The sequence below is a fragment of the Streptomyces sp. 1114.5 genome, from assembly GCF_003635085.1.
In the GTDB taxonomy this organism is placed as follows: Bacteria; Actinomycetota; Actinomycetes; order Streptomycetales; family Streptomycetaceae; genus Kitasatospora.
This window is the reverse complement of the sequence record NZ_RBXE01000001.1, coordinates 3,747,777-3,765,925: the sequence shown is the minus strand read 5'-3', so window position 1 is coordinate 3,765,925 and position 18,149 is coordinate 3,747,777. Positions and strand designations below refer to the sequence as shown.

At 72.3% G+C, this 18,149-nt stretch carries 21 protein-coding genes; 3 read left to right on the top strand and 18 right to left on the bottom strand.

Annotation, left to right across the window (positions count from 1 at the left end; translation table 11 throughout):
- Positions 1-8: 8 nt before the first annotated feature.
- The 7 genes from BX285_RS16890 to pyrR form a co-directional block, all read right to left on the bottom strand.
- Complete coding sequence (locus BX285_RS16890; RefSeq protein ID WP_121175554.1) at positions 9-1,112, bottom strand: quinone-dependent dihydroorotate dehydrogenase; 1,104 nt, start codon at positions 1,110-1,112, stop codon at positions 9-11.
- 89 nt (positions 1,113-1,201) lie between these two features.
- Complete coding sequence (carB, locus tag BX285_RS16885) at positions 1,202-4,510, bottom strand: carbamoyl-phosphate synthase large subunit (RefSeq protein WP_097238731.1); 3,309 nt, start codon at positions 4,508-4,510, stop codon at positions 1,202-1,204.
- Entirely contained in the window at positions 4,503-5,660 is a 1,158-nt protein-coding gene (gene carA / locus BX285_RS16880; RefSeq protein ID WP_121175553.1) for a glutamine-hydrolyzing carbamoyl-phosphate synthase small subunit, read from the bottom strand. Before carA ends, carB begins: the two co-directional genes overlap by 8 nt.
- On the bottom strand, positions 5,657-6,250 hold the full coding sequence (locus BX285_RS16875; protein WP_121175552.1) for a hypothetical protein: 594 nt from the start codon (positions 6,248-6,250) through the stop codon (positions 5,657-5,659). The genes carA and BX285_RS16875 overlap by 4 nt, the downstream gene beginning before the upstream one ends.
- Positions 6,250-7,554: a dihydroorotase gene (locus BX285_RS16870; RefSeq protein ID WP_097238729.1), complete on the bottom strand. Its 1,305-nt coding sequence runs from the start codon at positions 7,552-7,554 to the stop codon at positions 6,250-6,252. The genes BX285_RS16875 and BX285_RS16870 overlap by 1 nt, the downstream gene beginning before the upstream one ends.
- Complete coding sequence (locus tag BX285_RS16865; protein ID WP_097238728.1) at positions 7,551-8,540, bottom strand: aspartate carbamoyltransferase catalytic subunit; 990 nt, start codon at positions 8,538-8,540, stop codon at positions 7,551-7,553. The genes BX285_RS16870 and BX285_RS16865 overlap by 4 nt, the downstream gene beginning before the upstream one ends.
- Positions 8,541-8,545: 5 nt before the next feature.
- Positions 8,546-9,169 carry a bifunctional pyr operon transcriptional regulator/uracil phosphoribosyltransferase PyrR gene (gene pyrR, locus BX285_RS16860; protein ID WP_121175551.1) on the bottom strand — a complete coding sequence of 208 codons (624 nt, stop codon included), beginning with the start codon at positions 9,167-9,169 and terminating at the stop codon, positions 8,546-8,548.
- Between the two features lie 328 nt (positions 9,170-9,497).
- On the opposite strand from pyrR, the gene BX285_RS16855 reads away from it, so the two are divergent.
- A complete protein-coding gene (locus tag BX285_RS16855) occupies positions 9,498-10,001 on the top strand; it encodes a transcriptional regulator (protein WP_030056198.1) in 504 nt (167 codons plus the stop codon).
- A 152-nt stretch (positions 10,002-10,153) separates the two neighbouring features.
- Here the strand turns inward: BX285_RS16855 and BX285_RS16850 are convergent, their stop codons facing one another.
- The 10 genes from BX285_RS16850 to rpmB form a co-directional block, all read right to left on the bottom strand.
- Positions 10,154-11,071, bottom strand: a complete 918-nt coding sequence (locus BX285_RS16850; RefSeq protein WP_121175550.1) for a hypothetical protein — start codon at positions 11,069-11,071, stop codon at positions 10,154-10,156.
- Positions 11,072-11,243: 172 nt separating this feature from the next.
- Entirely contained in the window at positions 11,244-12,065 is an 822-nt protein-coding gene (locus tag BX285_RS16845) for a thioesterase family protein (RefSeq protein ID WP_121175549.1), read from the bottom strand.
- 196 nt (positions 12,066-12,261) lie between these two features.
- The gene (gene nusB / locus BX285_RS16840; RefSeq protein ID WP_030056201.1) at positions 12,262-12,699 is read right to left on the bottom strand and encodes a transcription antitermination factor NusB; all 438 of its coding nucleotides are present in this window, start codon (positions 12,697-12,699) and stop codon (positions 12,262-12,264) included.
- A gap of 4 nt (positions 12,700-12,703) precedes the next feature.
- Positions 12,704-13,267 carry an elongation factor P gene (gene efp, locus BX285_RS16835; protein ID WP_097238724.1) on the bottom strand — a complete coding sequence of 188 codons (564 nt, stop codon included), beginning with the start codon at positions 13,265-13,267 and terminating at the stop codon, positions 12,704-12,706.
- Between the two features lie 76 nt (positions 13,268-13,343).
- Complete coding sequence (locus BX285_RS16830; protein ID WP_097238723.1) at positions 13,344-14,450, bottom strand: Xaa-Pro peptidase family protein; 1,107 nt, start codon at positions 14,448-14,450, stop codon at positions 13,344-13,346.
- Positions 14,451-14,697: 247 nt separating this feature from the next.
- Positions 14,698-14,871: a 50S ribosomal protein L32 gene (gene rpmF, locus BX285_RS16825; protein ID WP_121175548.1), complete on the bottom strand. Its 174-nt coding sequence runs from the start codon at positions 14,869-14,871 to the stop codon at positions 14,698-14,700.
- 9 nt (positions 14,872-14,880) lie between these two features.
- Positions 14,881-15,117 (bottom strand): 30S ribosomal protein S18, encoded by a 237-nt coding sequence (gene rpsR / locus BX285_RS16820; RefSeq protein WP_097238721.1) that lies wholly within the window; start codon positions 15,115-15,117, stop codon positions 14,881-14,883.
- 23 nt (positions 15,118-15,140) lie between these two features.
- Complete coding sequence (locus BX285_RS16815) at positions 15,141-16,328, bottom strand: GTP-binding protein (protein ID WP_259470552.1); 1,188 nt, start codon at positions 16,326-16,328, stop codon at positions 15,141-15,143.
- The gene (gene rpsN / locus BX285_RS16810; RefSeq protein WP_121175547.1) at positions 16,325-16,630 is read right to left on the bottom strand and encodes a 30S ribosomal protein S14; all 306 of its coding nucleotides are present in this window, start codon (positions 16,628-16,630) and stop codon (positions 16,325-16,327) included. The genes BX285_RS16815 and rpsN overlap by 4 nt, the downstream gene beginning before the upstream one ends.
- Positions 16,630-16,866 (bottom strand): 50S ribosomal protein L28, encoded by a 237-nt coding sequence (gene rpmB, locus BX285_RS16805; protein ID WP_121175546.1) that lies wholly within the window; start codon positions 16,864-16,866, stop codon positions 16,630-16,632. Before rpmB ends, rpsN begins: the two co-directional genes overlap by 1 nt.
- A gap of 130 nt (positions 16,867-16,996) precedes the next feature.
- Here rpmB and rpmG point away from each other — a divergent pair, with 130 nt between their 5' ends.
- Positions 16,997-17,161, top strand: a complete 165-nt coding sequence (rpmG, locus tag BX285_RS16800) for a 50S ribosomal protein L33 (protein ID WP_097238718.1) — start codon at positions 16,997-16,999, stop codon at positions 17,159-17,161.
- A gap of 24 nt (positions 17,162-17,185) precedes the next feature.
- Positions 17,186-17,434 (top strand): type B 50S ribosomal protein L31, encoded by a 249-nt coding sequence (locus BX285_RS16795; RefSeq protein WP_097238717.1) that lies wholly within the window; start codon positions 17,186-17,188, stop codon positions 17,432-17,434.
- Positions 17,435-17,494: 60 nt separating this feature from the next.
- On the opposite strand, the gene BX285_RS16790 is transcribed toward BX285_RS16795, so the two are convergent.
- Complete coding sequence (locus BX285_RS16790) at positions 17,495-18,067, bottom strand: helix-turn-helix domain-containing protein (protein WP_097238716.1); 573 nt, start codon at positions 18,065-18,067, stop codon at positions 17,495-17,497.
- Positions 18,068-18,149: the final 82 nt, after the last annotated feature.

Below are 18,149 nucleotides of genomic sequence, written 5' to 3'. Positions count from 1 at the left end.
GGGGGTGGTCACGAGCTGCGCACGGCGCTGCCGACGGCGGAGGCCAGGTCGCGGAAGCCCGCGGCCCGGAGCCGGGCGGAAAGGCCCTTGTGGATCTTCCGGCACCAGAACGGGCCCTCGTAGATGAAGGCGCTGTAGCCCTGGACCAGGTCGGCGCCGTGCACGATCCGCTGCCAGGCGTCCTCGGCGGTCTCGATGCCGCCGACCGAGACCAGGGTGAGCCGGCCCTCGGTACGGGCGCGCAGCCGCTGCAGGACCTCCAGCGCGCGGGCCTTGAGCGGGGCGCCGGACAGGCCGCCCATGCCGATCTCCTCGACCCGGGCGGCGTCGGTGCGCAGGCCCTCACGGCCGATCGTGGTGTTGGTGGCGATGATGCCGTCCAGGCCCAGCTCCAGCGCGAGGTCGGCGACGGCGTCGACGTCCTCGTCGGCCAGGTCGGGGGCGATCTTGACCAGCAGCGGCACGTGGTGCGCGGTGGTGCGGTCGGCGGCCTCGCGCACGGCGGCGAGCAGCGGGCGCAGGTGGTCCACGGCCTGCAGGTTGCGCAGCCCCGGGGTGTTCGGCGAGCTGACGTTGACCACCAGGTAGTCGGCGTACTTCGCCAGCCGCTCGGTGGACTTGACGTAGTCGGCGACGGCGTCGGCCTCCTCGACCACCTTGGTCTTGCCGATGTTGACGCCGATCACCGGGGTGGAGCTGGTGTGCGGGCGGGCGGCGAGCCGGGCGGCGACCCGGGCCGAGCCCTGGTTGTTGAAGCCCATCCGGTTGATCAGCGCGCGGTCCTCGACCAGGCGGAACAGCCGGGGCGCCGGGTTGCCGGGCTGGGGCTCGCCGGTGATGGTGCCGATCTCGACGTAGTCGAAGCCGAGCATGGCCAGGCCGTCGATGCCGACGCCGTTCTTGTCGAAGCCGGCCGCCAGGCCGAACGGGCCGGGCAGGTCCAGGCCGAGGGCGCCGGTGCGCAGGGCGCGGTCGCGCGGGGCGAGCACCAGCCGCACCAGGGTGCGCAGGCCGGGCACCGAGGAGGCGAGCCGGATCCAGAAGAAGGCCAGGTGGTGGGCCTTCTCGGGGTCCATCTTCTTGAAGACCAGGTCGAACAGAAGCTTGTACAAGGGCGGTTCAACTCCCGGAGCGGAGAAACGGATTCGGGCACACGAGTGGGGGGCACCCAACGGTTCCGGTGCCCCCCACTGCGGTGGTGCTACTTGCGGCCGGCGTTGATCAGCTCGGCGTGCTCCTGGAGCGACATCACCCCGACCTCGTCGCGCAGCAGCCGGTCGATGCCCTGGACGGCCGCGCCCATCGCCTGGACGGTGGTCAGGCAGGGCACCGCCCGCGCCACGGCCGCGGTGCGGATCTCGTAGCCGTCGAGGCGGCCGCCGGTGCCGTACGGCGTGTTGATGATGAGGTCGACCTCGCCGTCGTGGATCAGCTGGACGATCGTCTTCTCGCCGTTCGGGCCCTCGCCCTCGCTGTGCTTGCGCACCAGCGTGGACGGGATGCCGCCGCGCTGCAGCACCTCGGCGGTGCCGGCGGTGGCGAGCAGTTCGAAGCCGAGGCCGACCAGCGCGCGGGCCGGGAAGACCAGGTTGCGCTTGTCCCGGTTGGCGACGGAGACGAAGACCTTGCCCTTGGTCGGCAGCGCACCGTAGGCGCCGGTCTGCGCCTTGGCGTAGGCGGTGCCGAAGACCTTGTCGATGCCCATGACCTCACCGGTCGAGCGCATCTCCGGGCCGAGCACGGTGTCCACGCCGCGGCCGTGGATGTCGCGGAAGCGGCTCCACGGCATCACGGCCTCCTTGACGGCGATCGGCGCGTCGGCGGGCAGCGTGCCGCCGTCGCCCTCGGCCGGGAGCAGGCCCTCGGCGCGCAGCTCGGCGACGGTGGCGCCGAGCGAGATCCGGGCGGCGGCCTTGGCCAGCGGCACGGCGGTCGCCTTGGAGGTGAACGGGACGGTCCGGGAGGCGCGCGGGTTGGCCTCCAGGACGTACAGGATGTCGCCGGAGAGGGCGAACTGGATGTTGATCAGACCGCGGACCCCGACGCCGCGCGCGATGGCCTCGGTGGAGGCGCGCAGGCGCTTGATGTCGTGGCCGCCGAGGGTGATCGGGGGCAGCGCGCAGGCGGAGTCGCCGGAGTGGATGCCGGCCTCCTCGATGTGCTCCATGACGCCGCCGAGGTAGAGCTCGGTGCCGTCGTAGAGCGCGTCGACGTCGATCTCCACCGCGTCGTCCAGGAAGCGGTCGATGAGCACCGGGTGCTCGGAGATCAGGCCGGCGTGGCGCTCCAGGTAGGAGGCGAGCGAGGCCTCGTCGTAGACGATCTCCATGCCGCGGCCGCCGAGCACGTAGGACGGGCGGGCGAGCACCGGGTAGCCGATCTCGTCGGCGATCGCCTTGGCCTCCTCGAAGGAGAAGGCGGTGCCGTGCTTGGGGGCGGGCAGGCCGGCGTCGCGCAGGACGCGGCCGAAGGCGCCGCGCTCCTCGGCGAGGTCGATCGCCTCGGGCTGGGTGCCGACGATCGGCACGCCGTTGTCCTTGAGCGCCTGGGCCAGGCCGAGCGGGGTCTGGCCGCCGAGCTGGACGATCACGCCGGCCAGCGGGCCGGCCTGCTGCTCGGCGTGGACGATCTCCAGCACGTCCTCCAGGGTGAGCGGCTCGAAGTAGAGCCGGTCGGAGGTGTCGTAGTCGGTGGAGACGGTCTCCGGGTTGCAGTTGACCATGACGGTCTCGTACCCGGCGTCGGCGAGCGCGAAGGAGGCGTGCACGCAGGAGTAGTCGAACTCGATGCCCTGGCCGATGCGGTTCGGGCCGGAGCCCAGGATGATCACGGCGGGCTTGGAGCGCGGGGCGACCTCGCTCTCCTCGTCGTAGGACGAGTAGAAGTACGGGGTCTTGGCGGCGAACTCGGCGGCGCAGGTGTCGACGGTCTTGAACACCGGGCGGATGCCGAGGGCGTGGCGCACCTCGCGGACGACGTCCGGCTTGAGGCCGCGGATCTCGCCGACCTGCTGGTCGGAGAAGCCGTGCCGCTTGGCGTGGCGCAGCAGCTCGGGGGTGAGCTCGGCGGCGTCGGCCAGCTCGCCGGCGATCTCGTCCAGCAGGAACAGCTGGTCGACGAACCACGGGTCGATCTTGGTGGCCTCGAACACCTCCTCCGGGGTGGCGCCGGCCCGGATCGCGTCCATCACGGTGTTGATCCGGCCGTCGGTCGGCACGACCGCCTTGGCCAGCAGCTCCGCCTTGTCGCCGACGGGGCCGGTCCAGGAGAACTGGGAGCCCTTCTTCTCCAGCGAGCGCAGTGCCTTCTGCAGCGCCTCGGGGAAGTTGCGGCCCAGCGCCATGGCCTCGCCGACGGACTTCATGGTGGTGGTCAGCGTGGCGTCGGCGCTCGGGAACTTCTCGAACGCGAACCGCGGGACCTTGACCACGACGTAGTCGAGGGTCGGCTCGAAGGAGGCCGGGGTCTCCTCGGTGATGTCGTTGGGGATCTCGTCCAGGGTGTAGCCGACGGCCAGCTTGGCGGCGATCTTGGCGATCGGGAAGCCGGTGGCCTTGGAGGCGAGCGCCGAGGAGCGGGACACGCGCGGGTTCATCTCGATGACGATGACCCGGCCGTCCTCGGGGTTGACGGCGAACTGGATGTTGCAGCCGCCGGTGTCGACGCCGACCTCGCGGATGACGGCGATGCCGATGTCGCGCAGGATCTGGTACTCGCGGTCGGTCAGGGTCATCGCCGGGGCGACGGTGATCGAGTCACCGGTGTGCACGCCCATCGGGTCGAAGTTCTCGATGGAGCAGACGACCACGACGTTGTCCTGCTTGTCGCGCATCAGCTCCAGCTCGTACTCCTTCCAGCCGAGGATGGACTCCTCCAGGAGCACCTCGGTGGTCGGCGAGAGGGTCAGGCCCTGGCCGGCGATGCGGCGCAGGTCCTCCTCGTTGTGGGCGAAGCCGGAGCCGGCGCCGCCCATGGTGAAGGAGGGGCGCACGACGACGGGGTAGCCGCCGAGCGTGTCGACGCCGGCCAGCACCTCGTCCATGGTGTGGCAGATGACGGAGCGGGCGGACTCGCCGTAACCGATCTTGGCGTTGACGGCTTCGACGACGCCCTTGAACAGGTCGCGGTCCTCGCCCTTGTTGATCGCCTCGACGTCGGCGCCGATCAGCTCGACGCCGTACTTCTCCAGCGTGCCGGAGGCGTGCAGGGAGATCGCGGTGTTGAGCGCGGTCTGCCCGCCCAGGGTCGGCAGCAGCGCGTCGGGGCGCTCCTTGGCGATGATCTTCTCGACGAACTCCGGGGTGATCGGCTCGACGTAGGTGGCGTCGGCGATCTCCGGGTCGGTCATGATCGTGGCCGGGTTGGAGTTCACCAGCACGACCCGCAGGCCCTCGGCCTTGAGGACCCGGCAGGCCTGCGTACCCGAGTAGTCGAACTCGGCGGCCTGGCCGATGACGATCGGGCCGGAGCCGATGACCAGGACGGACTTGATGTCGGTGCGCTTAGGCACGCTGGCCCTCCATGAGGCTCACGAAACGGTCGAAGAGGTAGGCGGCGTCGTGCGGGCCGGCAGCGGCTTCGGGGTGGTACTGGACGCTGAAGGCGGGGACGTCGAGCGCCTGCAGGCCCTCGACCACGTCGTCGTTCAGGCAGACGTGGGAGACCTGGACCCGCCCGTACGGGGTGTCGCTCACCTTGTCCAGCGGGGCGTTCACGGCGAAGCCGTGGTTGTGCGCGGTCACCTCGACCTTGCCGGTGGTGCGGTCCTGCACCGGCTGGTTGATGCCGCGGTGGCCGTACTTGAGCTTGTAGGTGCCGAAGCCCAGTGCGCGGCCGAGGATCTGGTTGCCGAAGCAGATCCCGAAGAACGGGGTCCTGCGCTCCAGCACGCCCTGCGCCACGGCGACCTGGTGGTCGGCGGTGGCCGGGTCGCCCGGGCCGTTGGAGAAGAAGACGCCGTCCGGGTTGACGGCGTAGACGTCCTCCAGGGTGGAGTTGGCGGGGAGCACGTGCACCTCGATGCCGCGCTCGGCCATCCGCTGCGGGGTCATCGCCTTGATGCCGAGGTCCAGCGCGGCGACGGTGAAGCGCTTCTCACCGATCGCGGGCACCACGTACGGCTCGGTGGTGGCGACCTCGGCGCACAGGTCGGCGCCCTTCATCTCGGGCGCCTGCTGCACCCGGGCGAGCAGCTCGGCCTGGTCGGCCAGCGCCTCGCCGGAGAAGATGCCGCAGCGCATCGCGCCGCGCTCGCGCAGGTGGCGGGTCAGCGCGCGGGTGTCGATGCCGCTGATGCCGACGACGCCCTGGCGGACCAGTTCCTCGTCGAGCGAGCGGCGGGAGCGCCAGTTGGAGGCGACCCGGGCGGGGTCGCGCACGACGTAGCCGGCGACCCAGATCTGCTGGGACTCGTCGTCCTCGTCGTTCCAGCCGGTGTTGCCGATCTGCGGCGCGGTCATCGCGACCACCTGGCGGTGGTACGACGGGTCGGTCAGGGTCTCCTGGTAGCCGGACATGCCGGTGTTGAAGACGGCCTCGCCGAAGGTCTCGCCGATCGCGCCGTAGGCCTGGCCGCGGAAGGTCCGGCCGTCCTCCAGGACGAGCACGGCGGGCACACGCTCCCGCCGTTGGCGCTGCGTGGTGGGGGCAGGTGCGGTCATTGCGCGGCCTCTTCCGTCATCTTCGTCTTCGTACGTGTGGCAAGTTGAGCGATCGCCTCGACCCAGGCGGCGTGCTCGTCGGGGTGGTCGGCCCGGAAGCCGGAGTCCAGCTCGGTGCCGATGGGGGTCCCCCCGGCCGAAGGCTGGGGGAGCGTCCAAGTGACGACGAGCAGCCCGGACGGGACGACCTTGCCGGCGATCCCGGAGTCCGTACGGGCACCGGTCAGGTGCGCCGCCGGGATCCAGAAGTCGACGTCGCCGGGGCGCCGGACCAGCAGGCCGTCCTCGCCGAGGGTGAGGTCGGCCCTGCTGCGGGTGCCCAGGCCGTGCGCGACGACCCGGTCGAGCCAGTTCCCGGCGGTGGTCGTGCCGTGGTACCGGCCGCTGGTCTCCAGGATGGTCCGCCCGGCGCGCTCCGGCACGGCGGGCAGCGGCGGGATGCCGGACTGCAGGGTGCGCCGCCAGTTCCAGCCCTGGCGCATCAGCCAGTAGACGAGGCCGATGATGATCAGCAGGCCGACGGACCACCCGATGTACCCGGGCCAGTTGGTGACCTTCGCCTGCTCCTTGGCGAGCGTGGCGTAATCCATCACGCGGTGCCGTCCTGCTCGACCGGCTCGCCGGCCAGCACGGTGGCGCGCCCGCGCAGGAAGGTGGCGTGCACCCGTCCGGGCAGGTCAAGGCCCTTGTAGGGGGTGTTGCGGCTGCGGGTGGCGAAGCTGTCCGGGTTCACGGCACCACGGTACGCGGGATCGAACAGCACCAGGTTGGCGGGCTCACCCACCGAGACCGGCCGGCCGTGCCCGGTGAGACGGCCGATCCGGGCCGGGCGGTGCGACATCCGGTCGGCGACGCCCTCCCAGTTCAGCAGGCCGGTCTCGACCATGGTCTGCTGCACGACGGACAGCGCGGTCTCCAGGCCGACCATGCCCATGGCGGCCACGGCCCACTCGCAGTCCTTGTCCTCGGCCGGGTGCGGCGCGTGGTCGGTGGCGACGGCGTCGATGGTGCCGTCGGCGAGCGCGGCGCGCAGCGCCTGGACGTCCTCGGCGGTGCGCAGCGGCGGGTTCACCTTGTACACCGGGTCGTAGGAGCGGACCAGCTCGTCGGTGAGGAGCAGGTGGTGCGGGGTGACCTCGGCGGTCACGTCCCAGCCCTTGGCCTTGGCCCAGCGGATGATCTCGACCGAGCCGGCCGTGGAGACGTGGCAGACGTGCAGCCGGGAGCCGACGTGCGCGGCGAGCAGCACGTCGCGGGCGATGATCGACTCCTCGGCGACGGCCGGCCAGCCGCCGAGCCCGAGCTCGCCGGAGACCTGGCCCTCGTTCATCTGGGCGCCCTCGGTCAGCCGCGGCTCCTGCGCGTGCTGGGCGACGACGCCGTCGAAGGCCTTGACGTACTCCAGGGCGCGGCGCATCAGCACCGCGTCGTCCACGCACTTGCCGTCGTCGGAGAAGACCCGGACGTTCGCGGCGGACTCGTGCATCGCGCCGAGCTCGGCGAGCTTCTTGCCCTCCAGGCCGACGGTGACGGCGCCGACCGGCTGCACGTCGCAGTAGCCGGCCTCCTGGCCGAGCCGCCAGACCTGCTCGACGACGCCGGCGGTGTCGGCCACCGGGGTGGTGTTGGCCATCGCGTGCACGGCGGTGAAGCCGCCCATCGCGGCGGCCCGGGTGCCGGTGAGCACGGTCTCGGCGTCCTCGCGGCCGGGCTCGCGCAGGTGGGTGTGCAGGTCGACCAGGCCGGGCAGCACGAGCAGCCCGGTGGCGTCGATCTCGATGTCCGCCGCGGCCGCCAGGCCGGTGCCGATCTCCTTGATCACACCGTCGGCGAGGAGGAGGTCCTGCGGGGCTCCGCCCAGGATCTGAGCGTTGCGGATCAGGTAGCTGGTCACTGAGCGGTCTCCACGGAGTCGGTGCGGGGGGCGTCGGCGGGGGTGTCGGCGGGGGTGGCTCCGCCGAGCAGCAGGTACAGCACGGCCATCCGCACGGAGACGCCGTTGGCGACCTGCTCGACCGCGGTGCAGCGCGGCGAGTCGGCGACCTCGGCGGTGATCTCCATGCCGCGGACCATCGGACCGGGGTGCATCACGATGGCGTGCTCGGGCAGCTGGGCCAGCCGGAGGCCGTTCATGCCGTAGCGGCGGCTGTACTCGCGCTCGGTCGGGAAGAACGCGGCGTTCATCCGCTCGCGCTGCACCCGGAGCATCATCAGCGCGTCGGTCTTGGGCAGCACGCGGTCCAGGTCGTAGCTGATCTCGCAGGGCCAGTTCTCGATGCCGATCGGCAGCAGCGTCGGCGGGGCGACGAAGGTGACCTGCGCACCGAGGGTGGCCAGCAGGTGCACGTTGGAGCGGGCGACCCGGCTGTGCAGGACGTCGCCGACGATCGTGACCCGGCGGCCCGCGAGGTCGTGGCCGGCGCCGGGGTTGAGGTGGCGACGCATGGTGAAGGCGTCGAGCAGCGCCTGGGTGGGGTGCTCGTGGGTGCCGTCACCGGCGTTGATCACGCTGCCGTGCAGCCAGTCGGACTGGGCGAGGCGGGCCGGCGCGCCGGAGGCGTGGTGGCGGATGACCACCGCGTCGGCGCCCATGGCCTGCAGGGTCAGCGCGGTGTCCTTCAGGCTCTCGCCCTTGGAGACCGAGGAGCCCTTGGCGGAGAAGTTGATGACGTCGGCCGAGAGGCGCTTCTCGGCGACCTCGAAGGAGGTCTTGGTCCGGGTGGAGTCCTCGAAGAAGAGGTTGACGACGGTGCGGCCGCGCAGCGTGGGCAGCTTCTTGACGGCCCGGCCGGAGAGCTGGGCCAGCTCCTCGGCGGTGTCCAGGATCAGCAGCGCGTCGTCGCGGCTGAGATCGGCGGCGGAGACGAGGTGGCGCTTCACGCGGGTTACTCCGGGAGGTGCGGTTCGGTGGGCTTGGCGGCCATGGCCTGCGAGGACCGTGCGGTGAAGTCGCGGTCGCCGACCAGCACGGCGTCCACGCCGTCGCTGTCGGACAGGCGCACCTGGACGGCCTCGCGCAGCGAGGTGGGGAGGTTCTTGCCCACGTAGTCGGCGCGGATCGGCAGCTCGCGGTGGCCGCGGTCGACCAGGACGGCGAGCTGGACGGCGCGCGGCCGGCCGATGTCGTTGAGCGCGTCGAGCGCGGCGCGGATGGTGCGGCCGGAGAAGAGCACGTCGTCGACCAGGACGACGAGCTTGCCGTCGATGCCGCCGGGCGGGATCTCGGTGTGCTCCAGGGCGCGGGCGGGCTTCAGCCGCAGGTCGTCCCGGTACATGGTGATGTCCAGGGTGCCCAGCGGGATCTCGCGCCCGGTGATCTGGGCCAGCCTGGCGTGCAGGCGGCGGGCGAGGTGGACGCCCCTGGTGTGGATGCCGAGCAGCACGACGTCCTCCGCGCCCTTGGCGCGCTCGACGATCTCGTGCGCTATCCGGGTGATCACCCGGGCGATGTCCGTGCCGTCCAGCACCTGGTGCGGCGGCCGCGGCGTCGGTTCGTTGTGTGCGGTCATGCCGAAGCGGACCTCCTTCCCCGCCTCACTGGACGGGCCTTAAAGGATGTCGGGATGGCCCCCGCCGACTCGGCGCGGGCTTCGGGTCATCCTAGCAGTGCCCGGACGACAAACCGAAGTCCACCATTCCGCTTCCGCCGGTTAACACCCCGGACGCGCCGACGATGCGGGCCATTCGCACGACTGCCCCATTCGGCTTGACGCAACTACCTTACTCTACGTAACCTCACAGTGAGTTACGAGACGGACGTCGAACCCACCGGTAACGGCGTCGGCAATCGCCCGTGACCCACCACTGAACGCGAAGCAATCTCGTCCGGGGAGATCAATGTCCAGCGACTACGCGAAGCAACTCGGAGGCAAGCTCCGAGCGATCCGCACTCAGCAGGGTCTCTCCCTGCACGGTGTCGAGGAGAAGTCCCAGGGGCGCTGGAAGGCAGTCGTCGTCGGCTCGTACGAGCGCGGCGACCGTGCGGTCACCGTGCAGCGGCTGGCCGAGCTGGCCGAGTTCTACGGCGTCCCGGTACAGGAGCTGCTGCCCGGCGGCACCCCCGGCGGCGCGGCCGAGCCGCCGCCGCGCCTGGTCCTCGACCTGGAGAGACTGACCCAGGTCCCGTCCGAGAAGGCCGGCCCGCTGCAGCGCTACGCGGCGACCATCCAGAGCCAGCGCGGCGACTACAACGGCAAGGTGCTGTCGATCCGCCAGGACGACCTGCGCACCCTGGCCGTCATCTACGACCAGTCCCCGTCGATCCTCACCGAGCAGCTGATCTCCTGGGGCGTGCTGAACCCCGACGCGCGCCGTGCGGTGCGCGAGGAGGACGCGAGCTGAGGCTCACCGCACCGGCTTCCACCGGCGGATCCTTGCAGTTCCCGACACTCGCTCCACCTGTGTCGGCAAGCAGAAACGTCACGGCGCGGCACCCCGATGGGGGGCCGCGCCGCGGCGTGTGCGGGTACTGCCACCCCGCCTCCGAACGCTCGTCAGCAGACCGTTCCCAGGCTGTAGCCGGGCTGGGCCGCCACCCCGTCCAGCCGGACCGGCCGGGCCGCCGGCGCCCAGTCCTGACCGCCGCTCGACCAGGCCCAGGAGGCCGGCAGGTACTCCCCGCAGGAGGCTGCCGAGCCCTGCGAACCGTGCAGCACCGCCACGCCCGGCAGCTCCAGCGCCAGCCCCGTGCACAGCACCGCGCAGAGCAGCTCCAGGTCCTCGTCGTTGATCCGCACCACGCCGTCCTCCCACTGGAGCACCCGGGCCGCCGCGGTCAGCCGCCCGCCGGGGGCGTCCACCCGCAGGCGCAACTCGTACACGCCGGCGCCCGCGCCGACCAGCATCCGGCGGAACACCTCTCCCCCGCGCTGGTAGGCGGCGCGCACCCAGCGGGTGTGCTCGACGTCCGGCTCGTCCGCGCCCCCGTACAGGCCGCCGTCCAGCAGCAGGTCGACGTGGCAGAGCGTCAGCCCGTTCTCCCGGGCCCGGACCAGGCGGGGCAGGAAGTCCCCGGCCAGCTCCTCGCCCTGGTAGGCGAGCAGCTGGGACTGCAGCGGCGGGTTGACCAGGTAGCGGTCGCGGGCGGCGGGCGCGGCCGGGTCCAGCCCGTGCAGCAGGCAGAACTCCTCGAAGTCCTGCGGGTGGAACATCCGGGCCCGGACGGTGTCGAACCGCTCCAGCGCGTCGGCCAGCAGGTCGGCGGTGTCGGCCAGGTAGCGCTCGTGGTCGGGGGCGTCGGTGACCCCCCAGGCGCGGGCCCGCGCGAAGTCCGCCGGATTGGTCAGCACCCCGATGACGAACGCCTGCTCGGCGCCCTCGGCCCCCTGCGGCCGGTGCGACGCCCGGACTGCGGGCCGCGAGCCGCCGGCGGTGCAGTCGGAGTTACGGCGGGAGCGGCCATTTCGAGTCATCGGTGGCTCCTGGCATCGGCGGGTGACGGTCTGCGGCGGGCTCGCCGCTGACCGTCTTCCTCCCCAACCGCGCGCGCCGCACACGTACGGCGTGTCACAGGAATGTAACCACCGGTAATAGGACCGATGGCGGAGCCGGGACGGGCCTCGGGCCGACCCCTGGGGGCGAGTGCTACCGCGGCACCCGGGCCAGCTGGCGGGACTGCGCGACCAGGCGACCGGACTCGTCCCAGACCTCGGCGTCCTCCTCGAAGTACCCGCCGGCCAGGTTGCGGGTGGCGTGGGTGACCCGCAGCCAGCCCGGGACCGGCCTGGCGCGCAGGTGGACGGTCAGCTCGACGGTCGGGGCCCAGCCCGGCATGCCCAGGTCGAAGGTGACCGGGGGCAGCGCGTCGGCGACCAGCAGGAGCAGCAGCGGGTCGGGGTCGCGGCCGTCGGCGAGCCGGAACCAGCCCTGGATCCGCCCCTTGCCGGAGGGCTGTCCGAGCGCCCAGCCGACGGTGGCCGGGTCCAGCCGCAGGTCGAAGCGCTCCAGCAGGGCGGCCTGGGCGATCAGCTCCTTGGGCGCGTGCTCCACGCCGATGCACTGCTCCGGCGGCGGCAGCTGCGGCGGCACGGCGCTGGTGCGCACCTCGCCGTCGGCGGTGGAGAGGTCGCCGTGACTGGCCACCACGCGCAACCGCTCGACGCCGTCCTGGCTGAGCGAGGCGGTGCCGGTGGACAGGCCCCGGCCGCTGCGCAGCACCTCGGTGCGGACGGTGGCCGGGCCGGGGGTGGAGGCGGACAGGTAGTAACCACTGATCGACACCGGGTCGGGGTGGGTGCCGTGTTCCAGCGACAGCGCGTGTCCGGCCACGGCGAGCAGCAGCCCGCCGTTGACCCCGCCGCCGATCTGCCAGCCGGTGCCGAGCTCGGCCTCGTAGCGGCCGGGCTCCTCGGGATGTCTGGTCAGGGCGATGCCCTGGTCGAACTCGCTGCGGATCGCGGTGGTCATGTGGGGGGACCTGCCCTTCGCGCCTGGTTCCGGAACGTCAAGTTACTGACGAGTAGGCCCCACCCTACGCCGACCGGGTGAAACGCGCGACGACCGGGAACACCGGACCGCCGGGAACACCCACCGCCGGGAACGCCGGACGGCCGCCGGTCCCGGGACTCGGGTCCGACGGCCGTCCGAAGGGCAGCATGTCCGGCTACCGGCGGATGCTCGGCTTCAGCTCCTGGAAGCGGGCGAGCATGCCGTTCACGAAGGCCGGCGAGTCGTCCGTGGAGAACTCCTTGGCGATCTCGACGGCCTCGTCCAGGACGACCGCGTCCGGGACGCCGTCCTCCCAGATCAGCTCGTACGCGCCGAGCCGCAGGACGTTGCGGTCCACGATCGGCATCCGGTCGAGGGTCCAGCCCACCGCGTACTGCGAGATCAGGTCGTCGATGCGACGGGCGTGCTGGACGTACCCCTCGATCAGCTCCATGGTGTACTCGGCCACCTGGGGGGTGCCCTCGTCGGGCTTGGGCTCGCGGGCGCGGGCCACCCAGTCGGCGAGGACCTGCTGCGGGTCGACCCCGCGGTGGTCGGCCTCGAAGAGGATCTGGAAGGCCCGGGTACGGGCCTTGCTGCGTGCGGCCGACACGGACTTACTTCACCCGGCCGAGGTAGCTGCCGTCGCGGGTGTCGACCTTGACCTTCTCGCCGGTGGTGACGAAGAGCGGGACCTGGATCTCGGCACCGGTCTCCAGGGTGGCCGGCTTGGTGCCACCGGTGGAGCGGTCGCCCTGGACGCCCGGCTCGGTCTCGGCGATGGTCAGCTCGACCGCGGCCGGGAGCTCGATGTACAGGACGGCGCCCTCGTTGGTGGCGACCAGGGCCTCGAAGCCCTCCAGCAGGTACTTGGCGGCGTCGCCGACGACGGCCGGCTCGACCGTGATCTGGTCGTAGGTGTCCATGTCCATGAACACGAAGTTCTCGCCGTCCTTGTACGAGAACTGCATGCCGCGCTTGTCGACGTTGGCGGTCTCGACCTTGGTGCCGGCGTTGAAGGTCTTGTCGACGACCTTGCCCGTCAGGACCTCCTTGAGCTTCGTACGCACGAAGGCCGGGCCCTTGCCGGGCTTGACGTGCTGGAACTCGACGACGGACCAGAGCTTGCCGCCCTCCAGCTTGAGGACCATGCCGTTCTTGAGATCGTTCGTGGAAGCCACGGGCGCACTAACTCCTGTATAGCTGTCAAGGAACCAAGGGTTTGCGTCCTGCCACCGACGGCCCACGGGGCCGCCGTCACAGGGCGAGGAGCTCCTTGGTGGTGATGGTGAGCAGCTCGGGCCCGCCCTCTTCGAGGGGGCGCACGACGAGCGTGTCCTCGATCCGGACCCCGCCCTTGCCCGGGAGGTGGACCCCTGGGCCGACGGTGACCGGCACGCGGCTGTCCAGTTTACCCATGTCCGACGGACCGAGGCGCGGCGCCTCCCGGATCTCCAGCCCGATGCCGTGCCCCACCGGGTGCGGCGAGGCCTCGGTGTGCCCCGCCGCCTCCAGGACCTGGCGGGCGGCCCGGTCGGGTACGCACTGCTCCACGCCCGGTCCGAGCGCCTCCCGGCCGGCCCGCTGGGCGCGGAAGACCAGCCGGTGCAGCTCCACCTGCCAGGGTGCGGGGGCGGCCCCGATCACGAAGGTCCGGGCGGTGGAGACGCCGTAGCCGCGGTACTGGGCGCCCATCACCACGGTCAGGAAGTCGCCCTCCTCCACCCGGCGGTCGGTCGGCTGGTGGGCGGCCTGGCCGGAGTGGCTGCCGGTGCCGACCGAGACCGGGAAGGAAGCCCGGTCGGCGCCGTGGTCGATCATCCGGCGCTCCAGCTCCATCGCCAGGTGCCGCTCGGTGCGGCCGACCAGGATCGACTCCAGCAGCTCGCCGAGCGCTTGGTCGGCGATCTCGGCCGCGATCCGCAGGTCGGCGATCTCGTGCTCGTCCTTGACCACCCGCAGCCGCTCGACCACCTGCCCCAGGTCGGCCAGCCGGGCCCGCCCGGCCAGGCCCGCCACCGCCCGGTGCCGGCTGACGGTCAGGTCGTGCTCCTCCACGGCGAGGCCCGTCACCCCGAAGCCCGCGGCGGCGGCCGCCGCGGCCAGCGCGGTGTCCGCCCCCGCCGAGACCGGCAGCTGCGTCACGTCCGGGGCGATCAGGTGCTCCCCGGAGTCGTCCGGCGGCAGGTCGTCCGGGACGGCGAGCAGCGCGCGTTCCCTGGTCAGCAGCAGGGTCGCCCCGCAGGGGGCGCAGCCCGTCAGATACCGCACGTTCGCCGCCCGGGTGATCAGCGCCGCATCGGCCCCGGCCGCGCTGCAGTGCTCCCTCACCCGCTCCCGCCGCCCCGCGTACGCATCCGCCATGCGTCGAGCCTACGAACCCCCACCCCAAAGCGCCCGCCGAGCACCCCCGACAGAACCCCCGGGTGCTCCCGCCCGCACCCGCCCGCGCCCCCGCACCACCGCCGAGGGAGCTCCGTTCCCTACCTCTCCCCCGGTCCGATCAGCCCGCGCCCCACCTCCTCCTCCCCCGTCCGCCACACGACCCACCGCCGGGAAGCCCCACACCCCCCGGCGGCACGCCCACCCACCCCCACACAGCGAACCGCCCCTACGCCTCCCCCGGTCCGATCAGCCCGCGCCGGTAGGCCGGGACGAGGTTCTGCGGGACGAGCAGCTCGCGGCCGTCGACCGTGATCGGGACGAGCCTCGGCGGCGTCGCCTTCCACTGGGCCCGGCGGTGCCGGGTGTTGCTGCGGGAGGTCTTGCGCTTGGGTACGGCCATCGTGGGCTCCTATCGGGTGGGACCGGAGGTGTACGGGAGGAGGGCCATCTCGCGGGCGTTCCTGATCGCCCGGGCCATCGCCCGCTGCTGCCGGACGGTGAGGCGGGTGACGCGGCGGCTGCGGATCTTCCCCCGGTCCGAGACGAAGCGGCGCAGCAGGTCGGTGTCCTTGTAGTCGATGTACTCGATGCCCGCCGCAAGCAGCGGGTTGGGCCGGTGCTTCGGCGGGGCGGTCGTTTTGCGCATGCGGGTGGGCACTTCCTCGTTCTTCAGTGGACGGGGTCGAGCAGGTCCTGGAAGGCGTCCGGCAGGGCCTTCCGGCCGGGTTCGCCGGCGGCGAGTTCGGCGTCGGTGAGCAGGCAGGAGTCGAGCAGGCCGGTGATGCCGTCGACGTCCAGCCCCTCCGCGGTGAAGCTGAGCTGCTGCACCCGGTCGCCGTGCAGGGGGTGCCAGTCGAGGGCGGCGGCCGCCCGCCGCGCGGGCGGGTAGAGCTCCCAGGCCGCGTCGGGCAGGGAGGTGAGCCAGGGCCCGCACTCCTCGACCGCGAGGTTGGCCCCGGCGGCGTCCCAGGCGAGCATCAGGTCCGGCCGGTTGGCCAGCCAGAACCGGCCGCGGCTGCGCTGCGCCGCCGGGACGAGCAGTTCCAGCGCCTCGTGCAGCCGCTGCGGGTGCAGCGGGCGGCGGCGTTCCCAGACCAGGGTGGCGACGCCCGCCTCGTCGCGGTCCTGCGGCAGCAGTGCGATCGCCGGGTTGACCCGGTCGCGGGCGGCGGCGACGTCGAAGCCGCCGAGCGCGGCCCGGGTGAGGGTACCGGTGCCGAGCCGGACCACCCGGGCGGTGGCGTGGAGCTGCCGCAGCAGCGCGAGCCCCGGCGCGTGCGCCGTGGCGCGCGGGACGGCGAGGGTGGTGGCGTACTCGATCTGGTGGGCGAGGGCTTCCGCGCGGGTCCGCTCGTCCTGGGCGGCGGTGTGCTCGCCGTGCTCCACCAGGTCGTCGGGGACGGAGAGTTCGGCGATCAGCCGGTCCGGGTCGACCGCCGTGACCACGCCCGCGAGCTCGACGACGTCGGCCAGGTCCCGGCCGTCCGACTCCCCTGCGGCGATCACCTCGACGGCCGGGTGCGGGTCGCTGCCGCCCCACAACTCGACGACGGCGAGCCCGTACCGGCCCTCGTCGGCGATCTCCAGCAGCCGGGGCAGCAGGTCCTCGCGCAGCGCGCAGCACGGGCAGTCGTTGGTCAGCGGCACGTCGTCGGTGTCGAACGCCCCTTCGGCGTCCCGCAGTTCGCGGTGGACGAGGCCGAGCGAGGCGTCCCGGAGGTCGTGCCGCAGCACCACCGCGTCCACCGCGGCGGCGGCCAGTTCCTCGACGGCGGCGCGGCGTTCGTCGGCGTGCAGGCCGGCGACGACGACCACCGGCAGCTTGATCCGCTCCGGGTGGCCGTCCACCCCGCTCACCAGCTCGCCTTGCGGACGCCCGGCAGGTGGCCGGCGTGGGCGTGGGCGCGCAGGTTGATCCGGGAGAGGCCGAAGGCGCGCAGGTAGCCGCGGGGTCGGCCGTCCACCGCGTCGCGGTTGCGGATCCGGGTGGCGCTGGCGTCGCGCGGCTGGCGGGCGAGTTCGGCCTGCGCGGCGGCGCGCTCGGCGGGGTCGGTGCCGGGGTGGGCGATGAGCCGCTTGAGTTCGGCCCGGCGCTCGGCATAGCGGGCGACGACGGCGCGCCGCTGCTCGTTCTTGGCGATCTTGCTCTGCTTGGCCATCAGACCTTCTCCCCCCGGGCCCGGATGCGGGCGACGGCGGCCTCGATGCCGATCGTGTCGACGGTACGGATGCCCTTGGCGCTCAGCACGAGCCGGACGTACCGGCCTTCGCTGGGCAGCCAGTAGCGCTTGCGCTGGATGTTGGGGTCGAAGCGGCGGCTGGTACGGCGGTGCGAGTGCGAGATCGCGTTGCCGAAGCCGGGCCGACGGCCGGTGAGCTGGCAGTGCGCGGACATGGGTGCTCCCTGGCGTCCGGGAATGGGCAGGACCGGGCTCACGTTACACCAAATGAAAATGACATCCATTTCGGTGTACGGTTCCATCCAGCACCCACCCAGCACCGCCAGACCGCCAGGAGGACACCCCGTGGCCCGCAGCGAACTGCGCCCCGTCATCAAGCTCCGCTCCACCGCCGGCACCGGATTCACGTACGTGACCCGCAAGAACCGCCGCAACGACCCGGACCGGATGGTCCTGCGCAAGTACGACCCGGTCGCGGGCCGGCACGTCGACTTCCGCGAAGAGCGCTGACCGCCCCCAGAGAGGAGCCCTCCCATGAAGCCCGGCATCCACCCCGCCTACCGCCCGGTCGTCTTCCGCGACAAGGTCGGCGGCCTCGCCTTCCTCACCAGGTCGACGGTCACCAGCGACCGCACCGTCGACTGGGAGGACGGCCACACCTACCCGGTGATCGACGTCGAGATCTCCTCGGCGAGCCACCCCTTCTACACCGGCCAGTCCCGCGTGCTCGACACCGCGGGCCGGGTCGAGCGCTTCCGCCAGCGCTACGGCGACCGGCACTGAAAAGCCCGAACGGCGCCTCCCCGGGATGGGGAGGCGCCGTTCGGCACGTACGGACGGAGGTCAGCGCGGCGGCGGGACGGAGACCACCATGGCCAGCCGCACCGCCCGCTCCCCCGCGTTGCGGTAGACGTGCTGGTAGGAGGCGTCGAAGGAGACGGTGCTGCCGGCCGGCACCCGGTGCTCGCGCTCGTCGTGCTCCAGGGTCAGCTCCCCCTCCTCGACCCGGATGATCTCCACCGTCCCCGCCGGGTGCGGCTCCGAGGAGTACTCCTCACCCGGCTCGATCCGCCACTCCCACAGCTCCAGCGGCCCGGGCGCCTCGATCCCGTGCAGCAGCGTGCCGGTGCCGCCGGACGGGCCCGACCAGAGCGGCACGGCCTGGTCGCCCGGCACGATCCGGACGTCCGGCCCCTTCTCGTAGTCGAGCAGCGTGGCGATCGAGACGCCGAGCGCGTCGCCCAACCGCACGACGGTGGCCACGCTCGGGTTGGTGCGGCCCTGCTCGATCTGGACGATCATGCCGCGGCTCACGCCGGAGCGGGCGGCGAGAGCGTCCAGGGTGTGGCCTCGCTCGGCACGCAGCCGCTTGAGGTTCCGGGCGAGGGCCCGGGCGACGAGGTCGGGGTCCGGCACGCGGTCAGTCCTCCGGTGTCTTTCCGTCCACTGGTCGAAACAGTACGGAATATTGTTCGGAAAGTTCAGTTCACTGCACTAC

Bases quoted from the DNA above. Each gene is read 5' to 3' on its own strand.
- BX285_RS16845 (WP_121175549.1), bottom strand. From the start codon at position 12,065: ATGACCACCGCGATCCGCAGCGAGTTCGACCAGGGCATCGCCCTGACC.
- rpmB (WP_121175546.1), bottom strand. From the start codon at position 16,866: ATGTCCGCGCACTGCCAGCTCACCGGCCGTCGGCCCGGCTTCGGCAAC.
- BX285_RS16875 (WP_121175552.1), bottom strand. From the start codon at position 6,250: ATGGATTACGCCACGCTCGCCAAGGAGCAGGCGAAGGTCACCAACTGG.
- BX285_RS16795 (WP_097238717.1), top strand. From the start codon at position 17,186: ATGAAGCCCGGCATCCACCCCGCCTACCGCCCGGTCGTCTTCCGCGAC.
- rpsN (WP_121175547.1), bottom strand. From the start codon at position 16,630: ATGGCCAAGCAGAGCAAGATCGCCAAGAACGAGCAGCGGCGCGCCGTC.
- BX285_RS16850 (WP_121175550.1), bottom strand. From the start codon at position 11,071: ATGACTCGAAATGGCCGCTCCCGCCGTAACTCCGACTGCACCGCCGGC.
- pyrR (WP_121175551.1), bottom strand. From the start codon at position 9,169: ATGACCGCACACAACGAACCGACGCCGCGGCCGCCGCACCAGGTGCTG.
- BX285_RS16855 (WP_030056198.1), top strand. From the start codon at position 9,498: ATGTCCAGCGACTACGCGAAGCAACTCGGAGGCAAGCTCCGAGCGATC.
- rpmF (WP_121175548.1), bottom strand. From the start codon at position 14,871: ATGGCCGTACCCAAGCGCAAGACCTCCCGCAGCAACACCCGGCACCGC.
- rpsR (WP_097238721.1), bottom strand. From the start codon at position 15,117: ATGCGCAAAACGACCGCCCCGCCGAAGCACCGGCCCAACCCGCTGCTT.
- BX285_RS16830 (WP_097238723.1), bottom strand. From the start codon at position 14,450: ATGGCGGATGCGTACGCGGGGCGGCGGGAGCGGGTGAGGGAGCACTGC.
- carA (WP_121175553.1), bottom strand. From the start codon at position 5,660: ATGACCGCACCTGCCCCCACCACGCAGCGCCAACGGCGGGAGCGTGTG.